The sequence below is a fragment of the Chromohalobacter sp. HP20-39 genome (assembly GCF_033052815.1).
GTDB lineage: Bacteria > Pseudomonadota > Gammaproteobacteria > Pseudomonadales > Halomonadaceae > Chromohalobacter.
Genome location: NZ_JAWHTP010000045.1, coordinates 1 through 757, shown reverse-complemented (window position 1 = coordinate 757; position 757 = coordinate 1). Strand labels below are relative to the sequence as shown.

Annotated in this window: 1 protein-coding gene; it reads right to left on the bottom strand. The window is 62.5% G+C overall.

Features of this window, described 5'->3' with window-relative positions:
* A partial coding sequence (locus tag RVY79_RS16770; protein ID WP_317465608.1) for a DUF2345 domain-containing protein occupies positions 1-757 on the bottom strand: 757 nt, incomplete at both ends.

The following is a 757-nucleotide window of genomic DNA, read 5'->3' as shown; positions in this document are numbered from 1 at the left end:
TCCTCCAGCAGCAGTTCCGTCATCGCCTTCGTATATTCCACAATCACCGGGAAGTTCAGTTGCCGGGGTGTCTTGGCATCCTGCGTGGTGTAGCGCAGCCCCCAGTTGTACGGCTTGCAGAGTGCGTAAAGCGGGCTATGCCCGAGGGGAGATGGCGCATCGTCGTTTTGCTGCGCCTGCTTGCCGCCCATCGGCTGGGATGCACGCTTTTCCGTGACGATCTCGGGCGGTGTGGTCTGCGCAGGCTGCGTCAACACAGACTCAAACATCGCCGCCGGGTTGTCGGTGCCGTCGTTGTGCAAAATCTCCACAAACGCCGTCTGCACTGCGTTGGAGAGCACCAACTGCAATTCCCCCGCATCGTTGGTGCGGCCCGAGATGACTTGCCCGTCTTCCAGCGTGATCCGGTAGGGCTGATCGGGCACGCGCAGGCCCATGCCGTTTTCCACCAGCACAAAGGGCTGCGCGATCTTGGCCTCGGACACCACCGTCATCGGCGCTTGCACGGGCTGGGCCAGCGGGTCTGCCGTGGCGTGCGTCGCCGCGTGCACCTTGTACTGCCCGCCCGTGAAGCCAGTGATGCCGGCTTTGGAGATTTCAATAACCGAGCCGCCGCCGTTCAGGCGAATGCCTTGCTGGCCCGTCAGGTTGATCCAGTCAGCCTTGCTGATGATGTCCACCACCTTGTGGGCGATGACGCTGAGCTGATCGTTTTGTGCCTCGATCTCGACCCGGCCTGACGCCGCCGTGATTCGCA